This is a genomic window from Arthrobacter sp. N199823 (genome assembly GCF_002929705.1).
Taxonomy (GTDB): Bacteria; Actinomycetota; Actinomycetes; order Actinomycetales; family Micrococcaceae; genus Specibacter.
Genome location: NZ_PJIN01000017.1, coordinates 23234 through 32299 on the forward strand (window position 1 = coordinate 23234; position 9066 = coordinate 32299).

The following is a 9066-nucleotide window of genomic DNA, read 5'->3' on the forward strand; positions in this document are numbered from 1 at the left end:
TGTGGCGCAGACCGGTTCGCCCGCGGGTCCTATGCTGTGGGTTGCCGGTCCGCTGTGAGAAGGTATCCCATGCCGCGGACGGTGGAAAGAGTGGCCAGATCGAACGGGGCATCAATCTTGCGCCGCAGGTACCCAATGTAGACTTCCACCACATTGTCACCGCCCTCGAACGCAGGGTCCCACACGTTGTCGAGGATTTCTGCTTTGGACACCACTTGATCGTGTCGGCGCATTAGAAATTGCAACAGCCCGTATTCGCGAGCGGTGAGGGAGATGGCTGTCCCTCTGCGTTGGACGCTGCGGTTCATCGGATCCATCCGCAATGATCCCAAGGTCATTACCACGGGCCGTTCCGGGGCGCCACGCCGGATTAGGGCCCGCAGCCGGGCCACCAATACCAAGAAACTAAAGGGTTTGGTCAGGTAGTCGTCGGCTCCCAGGTCGAAGGCGTCTGTCTGGTCGTATTCGCCGTCTTTGGCCGTGAGCATCATCACCGGTGTCCAGATTTTGCGTGCCCGCAACTCCTTGAGCACGTCATAACCATTCTTCATCGGCAGCATCAAATCCAGCAGGATCACATCGTAGGGACTCTCGGTGGCCGCCCACAGTCCGCTGACGCCATCGTGCACGACCTCGACAATGAAACCTTCATTCGTCAAGCCCCGGCGCACCGTTTCAGCCAGCAACTTTTCGTCTTCCACCAATAAAATCCGCATCAGCTTCTCTTCCTTCGTTTTAAGCAGTATGACCAGCTAAAGCTGAGAGATACCTGAGCAGGCGTCCCCTCAGTCATCTCTCAGGGAGGCGATGGGATGCTGGGATTATTCTCAGCACTAGGTCAGGAAGACAATGATCCAACACCCATCGTCGTCAACAGCGCAGCTGAATCCGTGGCCGTCTCTGCATTCGTGGTGGTGGTCAGGGCTCGGCGCCATCGTCTTTGCAGCCACTGTCGCGCTGGGATTGTTGATTAAAAGTGGCGGGGCCAGAATCGCTGAGCTGGGCGTGGACACTGGGCTTTCCCATGATCGCAACCCTGCATTGACCACAATTTCGCTGGCTGTCCACTACGGTTTGGGGCCCGTCGGCGCTATTGCCCTCCTGCTCCTGTGCTGTCTGGGCCTGTTGCTTCTGCGACGCAGCATCGTGCCAGTCCTCGCGTTTGCCTCGGTGGTGAGCATCGGCTGGCTTTCCTCGGAGGTGGGCAAGCATCTTGTGGCACGCATGCGGCCCCCTGCCGAGGCCGTGCAGGCTCTCATAGCTGAACATGGCACGGACAGTTTCCCCTCCGGCCACACCGCATTCGCCGTGGCATTGGTTTGGGCCTTTGTCTTGGTAGTGGCCCGGTCCGGCCGTGCGCGGGCGTGGACCCTGGCTGTCGGAGTGGTTTTTGTGGCTTTGGTTGCCTTTTCCCGGCTGTACCTCGGAGTGCACTATCCCAGTGATGTCACTGCTTCGATTTTGATCGCCAGCGGCGCGATCCTGCTCTGGCTGCCGGTGTGGAACAACCTCATTGAACCGCGTCTCGGACAGAGCTCGCCCATACGCACTTCATCCTCGCATCGGGCAGATGAACGGATTGATGAATGGAAAGACGTTCAACGTGAAGGTAAAGGTCCGGGTATTTGGCCGACCCTTCGGATACGCTCAAACACTAAGACATCTGGCACTAGGACAGGACAGCTCCGATCGAAGAATCTCGGATAACAAAGCCCATGGAGACCAGATGGCTCTCCCGGCTCAGACCCTCCGCGAGGAGCTGGGGGCTGCCGGTCGTGTTCAAGGCCGCCAGACATGCCCCGGTCACGTGGATCTTGCTGTTGCTGCTGTGGGTGCCCGGATTGCTGACGGGCACGGTTCTCTCGGGCCATCATGGATCGTGGCGGGCCGCGGTGGCCGCCACGCCAGCGTCCTTGCCCGGCCACTGGTGGACCGTCATTACCGCTGGGTTCTGGGAGCACGGTCTGGTCGGGTACGTGGTGGGCACTGTGCTGTTGCTGATAGTGGGCATCCCCGCAGAACGCCGGTTGGGAAGCCTGCGCTTCCTCATCGCAGGTTTCAGCGCTCAAATAGCCGGAATCGTGATCGCGATCGGTCTGGCCCACGGGATCCACAATCTGATGGGCGGCTGGTCCAAGCAGCTGTTGCTGCAGTCCTTCGTGGGGCCATCTGCTTTCGTCATCGGGGCGGCGCTGGCCGCCACCACGACCTTGGGCGTATTGTGGCGCCGTCGCCTCCGACTCCTGTTTTTTGTGCTGCTGCTCCTGCTGGCCCTCTACAGCGGGTCATTCCCGGATTTGGTACGGCTCGCTGCCGCCACCGTGGGGGTCTTCCTAGGGCCGGTGCTCTTTGGCCGGGCACCACTGGTCAGCGCTCCCGTCGCCTCCCGCCGGGAAGCCAGGGTCTTGGTAGCCCTGATCGTGGCCGCCTCCGCCGTGGGACCGGTCGTGGCCGGATTGCTGCCCCACGCCGTCGGCCCTCTGGCCGTGCTCCGCTACCTGTTCACCAACCTCCAGGCGGTGGATCCACAAACACTGCAAGCCCTGTGCACTGACCCTGCCCAGGTCAAGGACTGCGCCGAGGCGCAGTTGCAGCTTCGTGCCGGTGCCGGTGGGGTTTTTATGTCGATTCTGCCTTCGGTGCTGCTGTTGATAGTTGCCGACGGGCTCCGTCGTGGCCGCCGCTTCGCCTGGTACGCCGCCCTTGCTATCCAGGGCGGACTCGCCATCCTGGCCGGCGGCTATATCGTTACAGCATTGCTGCCCGCCAGGCCCAACAGCAGCTCCACTGAAGGCTTGGGCGCCGTTGACATCTCGGCGTCCTACCACCCGCTGAGCCTGATCCTGCCCCTGCTCCTGCCGGTGGTGCTGGTGATTTTACTCCTGGGCACGCGGAGACTGTTCAGCGTCAACGCACCACCAAGAACGTACCGCACCCTCGCCCTGACCTTGATCTCCGCTGCAGCTGCCCTGGCCGTCCTTTACGTACTGGCCGGTCTGGCCCTGGCGTCAGGGTTCGCCCCCGTCCCAGGATTCCGGGACCTGCTGGCGGATGTGCCGGACCGTTTCCTGCCCCTGGGGTACTTGCTGGATCTGTCCCCGGCGTTCGTGCCTCAAAGCGGTGCCGCCGTGATCCTCTATGAAGGCATCGGCATCATCTTTTGGGTCCTTGCCGCCTTCTTGCTCTTGAGGTCCTTTCTGCGTCCGGCCCATGATGTTCATGGCAGCGATGCGAACCGTGCCCGCAACATCCTCAAAGCCACCGAGGGGTCCTCACTGTCCTGGATGACCCAATGGGAGGGCAACAGCTACTGGTTCTCCAGCTCCGGGACCAGTTTCATCGCTTACCGGGTCCTCTCCGGCATCGCCTTGACGCTCGGACCGCCTGTGGGCCCGCCAGCGGAACTGCGCATCACGATTGATGAATTTGCCCTCTATACTACCGAGCAGGGTTGGAGTCCGTGTTTCTACTCAGTGCCCGAGAGCGTCAAAGACGCTACGTCGGATCTTGGCTGGGGATCGGTGCAGGTGGCCCAGGAAACCATCCTGGACTTGGAGACACTGTCCTTTACCGGCAAAAAATTCCAAGACATTCGCACCGCACTGAACAAGGCAGCCAAGGAAGGCATCCAGACCCAATGGGTGTCCTACCCGGAGGCGCCGCTGGCCATTGCCGATCAAATCCATGCGATCTCCGAGGAATGGGTGGCTGATAAAAAGATGCCTGAAATGGGCTTCACCCTCGGCGGCCTCGATGAGCTTAATGACCCGGAAGTGCGCTGCCTGCTGGCCGTCGATGACCAACACACCATCCACGCCATCGCCTCCTGGCTGCCGGTCTACCGTGATGGCGTCATTGTTGGTTGGACGCTGGACTTTATGCGCCGACGCAGCACCGGTTTTCGGGCCAGCATCGAATTTTTGATTGCTTCGGCGGCGCTGTCCTGCAAAGAGGACGGCTATGAATTCCTCAGCCTGTCCGGGGCCCCGCTGGCTCGCATCGAGTCCACAGGCGCAGGCACTGCAGCAACTGGGACTGAGCAGCGTCGGGTGGGATTGGATCGGTTGCTGGACCAACTGGGCGCTCTGCTTGAACCCGTCTACGGGTTCAAATCCCTGTTGACGTTCAAATCAAAATTCCAACCACGCTACGAGCCCCTGTTCATGGTCTTCCCCGACTCTGCAGCACTTCCCGGCATCGCCAACGCCGTTGGCAGGGCCTACCTGCCCAAGGCCAGCCTTCGGCAAGGTCTGTCCCTTGCCGGGAAAATTGCCCGGCTCCCCTCCAAAACCGGCACCACATGATCCAGCACCTACATCCAGTCCGTTCACATACAGGCAGAATTTTGCATCAGGCACAGCGGCGGCACCACGCAACGATGGCGACAGTTCTAAAAAGGAGACGGAGCGGGTGAAGGCCCTTCCAGACGCGGAAACCACAGAACGTGCCAAGGCCCAGGGCGCGTCGTCGTGCTGTTGACCCTGGTCTTCGTGTTGTCTGGCGAAGCCGGCCTTCAGCGGCAGTCGGGTCGTTCACCCAGGCTGTGGACATGAGCAGCCGCAGCTGGATCGTCCACCGTCGTCCTGTCAGGTCGGCCGTTGCCAAGAGAAACTGTGCAATCCTGCTGGTCATGGTGCTGACGCTGGTCTTGAGCGGTGCCAGCGCCGACGCTGCGCTGCGCCATCGCCTCTTCGATGCACAAATAGCCGCCCTGCTCCAGTCTGACAGCAACGCCTCAACGGTTTTGGCCGGGGCCACTTCCACCGGGACGTGCACCAATACAGCTGGCGCCATCAGTTGCCGGCAAACATTCACCGGAGGTGAGATCTTCTGGTCACCTCCTACGGGTGCCGCGTATCTGGCCAACGGTCCGTTGCGCAACCATTGGTTGGCCGCCGGTGGCGTCACGGGGCCGTACGGGCCGCCCACCGGACCTCCCAAGGACCTGGGAGGTAAGGGCACTTCCCAAGACTTCACCTTCGGGTCGCTCGTCTATTCGCCAGCGACAGGGACCCAAGAGTCCCGTGGTGCCATCCGCACCCGCTGGCTTGCGTCCGGAGCGGAGCGCGGACCGTGGGGGTTTCCGACAGCCAGGGAGTATGCAGTCGGTCAGGGACGCGCACAAAAGTATCAATCCGGCACTATCTACTGGTCACAGTCCACAGGTGCGCACGCAACAACCCCTGGCGATATTGAAGACCGGTACATTCACCTCGGCGAGGCTGCCGGACCGCTCGGCTTCCCTCTCGGAGAACAGGTCACGAACGGATTATTCCGCTGGCAAGAATTCTCCAACGGGTACCTGATCCTTAGCCCCACGACGGGGACAAAAATGATTGACACTGGAAGTTACCGGGAATGGAGAGAAAATCCTGGACGCTTCGGGTGGCCTGTGAAGGATTCCTGGATCGATGCCCACGGTGTCCACACAGTGTTTCAACAACAAGAAACGATCTGGGATCCCGGCACCAAGGAGCTTTACTCCGGCATCACGGTGGATCAGGACACTGCTATCATCATCGGCGACTCCCAGCTCGGCGGAGATTCCTGGACCGAGCAAGGAGCCCGCGCAGCCGGGTTCCCCAAAAAAATCGAACTGGGTTTTGGCGGCTGGGGATACACCCGCACCACCCCTGCCACGGCAGGCACACCGGACAGCGTGCTGACAACCCACCAAATGCTGCTGCCCCACGGAACCCCCGGAGCAATTTTCATCACCCTAGGCGGCAACGACGCAGCAGCCCACGCCAGTGACGCCGCCATCATCGCCCACGCCACCGAAACTTGGACCGAACTGCGCCGCTTGTACCCAGGGACACCGATCATCGTCAACGGCGTCATGTCCACTGCCGCTCCCAACCACGCCAACCGACGCCGCGTGGACCACCTCATCACTGAGTCCGCAGCGGCTCAAGGATTCACCCACGTCAGTGTCGCAGGCATGGCCGCCGCCGCAGGCGCCTATTACAAGGACAAGGTCCACCTGACCCAGGCTGGGCACGACCTCGTCGCGCCCATCTACGCCGCCGCCTTGCTTCAGGCGCTCGACAAGTAGCGGACCACGCTTTGGCCCACGCGAGCTCGTCGGCCGGCTCTGCGAAACGTGGCTGCGTCCGGCCCCGGTTCTGCCTGCCCGACCCTTCTGGAGGCTGCCTGTTCAGGGCTCGTCAGCACCTTGCGGGATCGCTCATACAGCCCTGACGAAGGCGCACTCCTGAGGAGAAGCTGAGCCCGTTGAGATTTCTCAGCATTCTCTTAGCTCCGGGCGCGCATAGTGGCCAATAACAGGCTTTACAGGACGCGCGATTGCAGGAGGACCAATGCAAACACCACCTTCTCCGCAGCAACATCAGATGCCGCCTGAACCTTCCACGGTGGAACCACCGGAACGCCGAAGGACGGGTCGGCAGAAGAAGCCACGCTCCGTCCGTGCCCGACGTCTCCGCAAAGTCTTCCTGATCGGTTTTCTGTGCCTCTCGATTATCACTGTGGGCTCCTACGCAAAAGCGCTGACGTATCCAGGAAACGCGACATTCGCTGATCGGAGCGTTGGATGGCTGCGTGACAACGGTGCGAACGACATCGTCAACACCATCGAAAACTGGTACTACACCAACAACGCACCCTCGGCAGCAGCACCACCACCAGAAGCCATTCCCAAAGCCCTCCCAACGGCTGTCCCGAATGGCGCGACCCTGCCGGTGCTGACGACGAAGACCACTTCTGGGAAATCTCTCCCCAATGAAGGGCGATGGGTGCCCGGACCACTGGACCTCAGGGGAAAACCGGCCCTTTACACCTCCTTTATCCAGCCTGACAAGACACACCCCAGTGTCATTGCCGGGGTGGCACTGATCCGCCAATCAGCCAGCAGCGCCCACCTTGTTGCCGGCACCAGACAACCCGATACAAACACCTGGCCGGGAAACGCCGCCATCCCGGCTAACGATGTCAGCCATCTTTTGGCAACCTTCAACTCCGGCTTCAAGGCTAAGGACATCAGCGGTGGCTTCTACCTCAATGGACAGTATTCCCGCGACCTCATCGACGGGCAGGCATCAGCGGTCATCACCACCGATGGGCGCATCAGGATCGGTGCGTGGAACCAAGACGTGTGGATGACACCCGGCGTCACAGCTGTCCGACAAAACCTGCATCTCATTGTCGCCAACGGCCATCCAGAACCGGGCCTGACCAACAACGCCGACGGAACGTGGGGGAGCGCCAAAAACCAGCTCCAATACACCTGGAGGTCCGGGCTGGGCATAGACAGCAACGGGAATCTGATCTACGTGGCCGGTGGTGGACTCACGCTGGAAACCCTCGCTAAAACACTCGCTCAAGCGGGCGCGATCCAAGGAATGGAACTCGACATTCACTACGGGCAAGTGAACTTCTCCTCCTGGAAATCCGAAGGAACGACCGCTGTTCCCACACAGCTTTTGCCCGATATGCCCAATTCAGCCGACCGCTATCTGAACCCGGACCAGCGCGACTTCTTCTATCTCACCCTCAAATAGCCACACCCGTCAGGAGTGATCATGACCGAGCTCACAGCGCAGCTGCCGATCCCAGCCCCGGAGGCACCGTTGCGGAAACGGGCGCATAAAACCGACGGAAAATCGGCTCCTCTGATCACCAGTCTCATTGCCGCGGCCAGACCGGCCCAATGGCCCAAGAACCTGCTCCTCTTTGCCGCCCCGGCGGCGGCCGGAGTCCTCACTGAACCCGCCGTTGCCGCCCACGCACTCGTGGCCGCGACAGCGTTCACGCTTGGCTCTGCAGCAACGTACTTCCTCAACGACCTGCGCGACGTTGAAGCGGACCGAAGTCACCCCACCAAGTGCCGTCGGCCCTTTGCCTCCGGCAGGATCAGCACCAACGTCGGGTACACGGCAGCGGTGATCCTGGCCGCGGCAGCATTGGTCTTGGCCATGACCGTGGGCTGGATGACCCTTGCCGGCCTGTCTGCCTATCTCGTGTTGACCACCACGTATTCTCTCTACCTGAAACAATTCGCCGTCATCGACATACTGGCCGTCGCCCTCGGTTTTGTCCTGCGCGCAGGGACCGGAGCTTTGGCAGCGGGTGTCACGGTGACTTCCTGGTTTCTGTTGGTCACCTTCTTCGGAGCTCTGTACATTGTTACCGCCAAACGCCAGGCCGAACTGCAAGCGCAGAACACCGGCATGGAGCTCGTCGGAGTCACGGCTTTGCCGCAGCTAACGAGCCGGGCCGCATTGTCTCTCTACAGCAAAAGTTGGTTAGAACAGACGCTGACCTTGGCACTCACCAGTGCGATCATCTGCTATTCGCTGTGGGCCGTGCAATACCCAGGGACCCCTCTGGGATCAGGACTGATTCAGGCCTCCATTTTGCCGTTCGTGACGACCCTTCTCCGCTACGGATACCTCTGCTCCCGTGGCGACGGACAACGCCCCGAACGCCTGATGTTCACCGACGTGTTCCTGGCAGCGACCGCAGTCGCCTGGCTTGGCCCCGTCACGGCGGGAATCTACATGACCATCGCACTCTGAGGAAATTCCTCATCCGCCAAATTCGTCAACCCCACGGAGACACCATGAAATCCCGGAACGACTCGCCCGCAGCGCCTCCCCCCAGCCACAGCCAGAATGATTGGCCCTTTACCCACGAGCGCACCATCACCGGGTGGGGACGGACCCGCCCCACGCGTGTCTACGTTGAGCATCCATCCTCGATATATCAACTCCATGACCTCGTCACGACATCGAGGGGCACAGTCACCGTTCGTGGAGCGGGCCGCAGCTACGGGGACGCTGCCATCGGGCGCAAGACCATCGATCTCACCGGTTGCGCCACCATTCGATCCTTTGATCCCGGGACCGGCGTACTCGTCACGGACGCCGGAGCAACACTGCAGGCACTGCATCAGCTCACGATTGCCGAAGGCTGGGGACTTCCAGTGCTCCCAGGGACCTCCCACATCACGGTGGGCGGGGCCATAGCAAGCGATGTCCACGGAAAAAACCACGCCCAACAAGGGTCCTTTGGCCAACACCTGCTCGGACTGGATCTCATGCTGGG

At 61.1% G+C, this 9066-nt stretch carries 8 protein-coding genes; 6 read left to right on the forward strand and 2 right to left on the reverse strand.

Annotation, left to right across the window (positions count from 1 at the left end):
* Nucleotides 1-29: 29 nt before the first annotated feature.
* Nucleotides 30-716, reverse strand: coding sequence for a response regulator transcription factor (locus CXQ93_RS19320; RefSeq protein ID WP_104112038.1), 687 nt, complete (start codon nucleotides 714-716; stop codon nucleotides 30-32).
* A gap of 133 nt (nucleotides 717-849) precedes the next feature.
* Here CXQ93_RS19320 and CXQ93_RS19325 point away from each other — a divergent pair, with 133 nt between their 5' ends.
* The 3 genes from CXQ93_RS19325 (at nucleotide 850) to CXQ93_RS19335 (ending at nucleotide 6055) form a co-directional block, all read left to right on the forward strand.
* Nucleotides 850-1707, forward strand: a complete 858-nt coding sequence (locus tag CXQ93_RS19325) for a phosphatase PAP2 family protein (protein ID WP_104112039.1) — start codon at nucleotides 850-852, stop codon at nucleotides 1705-1707.
* Nucleotides 1708-1715: 8 nt separating this feature from the next.
* Nucleotides 1716-4304 carry a DUF2156 domain-containing protein gene (locus CXQ93_RS19330; RefSeq protein ID WP_104112040.1) on the forward strand — a complete coding sequence of 863 codons (2589 nt, stop codon included), beginning with the start codon at nucleotides 1716-1718 and terminating at the stop codon, nucleotides 4302-4304.
* Nucleotides 4305-4549: 245 nt separating this feature from the next.
* A complete protein-coding gene (locus CXQ93_RS19335; RefSeq protein ID WP_104112041.1) occupies nucleotides 4550-6055 on the forward strand; it encodes a GDSL-type esterase/lipase family protein in 1506 nt (501 codons plus the stop codon).
* 236 nt (nucleotides 6056-6291) lie between these two features.
* Here the strand turns inward: CXQ93_RS19335 and CXQ93_RS21190 are convergent, their stop codons facing one another.
* The gene (locus CXQ93_RS21190) at nucleotides 6292-6420 is read right to left on the reverse strand and encodes a hypothetical protein (protein ID WP_258069124.1); all 129 of its coding nucleotides are present in this window, start codon (nucleotides 6418-6420) and stop codon (nucleotides 6292-6294) included.
* Nucleotides 6421-6488: 68 nt separating this feature from the next.
* On the opposite strand from CXQ93_RS21190, the gene CXQ93_RS19340 reads away from it, so the two are divergent.
* From CXQ93_RS19340 to CXQ93_RS19350, 3 genes are all read left to right on the forward strand, one after another.
* On the forward strand, nucleotides 6489-7520 hold the full coding sequence (locus CXQ93_RS19340; protein WP_181036231.1) for a phosphodiester glycosidase family protein: 1032 nt from the start codon (nucleotides 6489-6491) through the stop codon (nucleotides 7518-7520).
* A gap of 21 nt (nucleotides 7521-7541) precedes the next feature.
* Complete coding sequence (locus tag CXQ93_RS19345; protein ID WP_104112043.1) at nucleotides 7542-8537, forward strand: decaprenyl-phosphate phosphoribosyltransferase; 996 nt, start codon at nucleotides 7542-7544, stop codon at nucleotides 8535-8537.
* A 44-nt stretch (nucleotides 8538-8581) separates the two neighbouring features.
* Nucleotides 8582-9066, forward strand: a 485-nt coding sequence (locus CXQ93_RS19350; protein ID WP_146073283.1) for an FAD-binding protein, incomplete at its 3' end; no start/stop codon positions are given.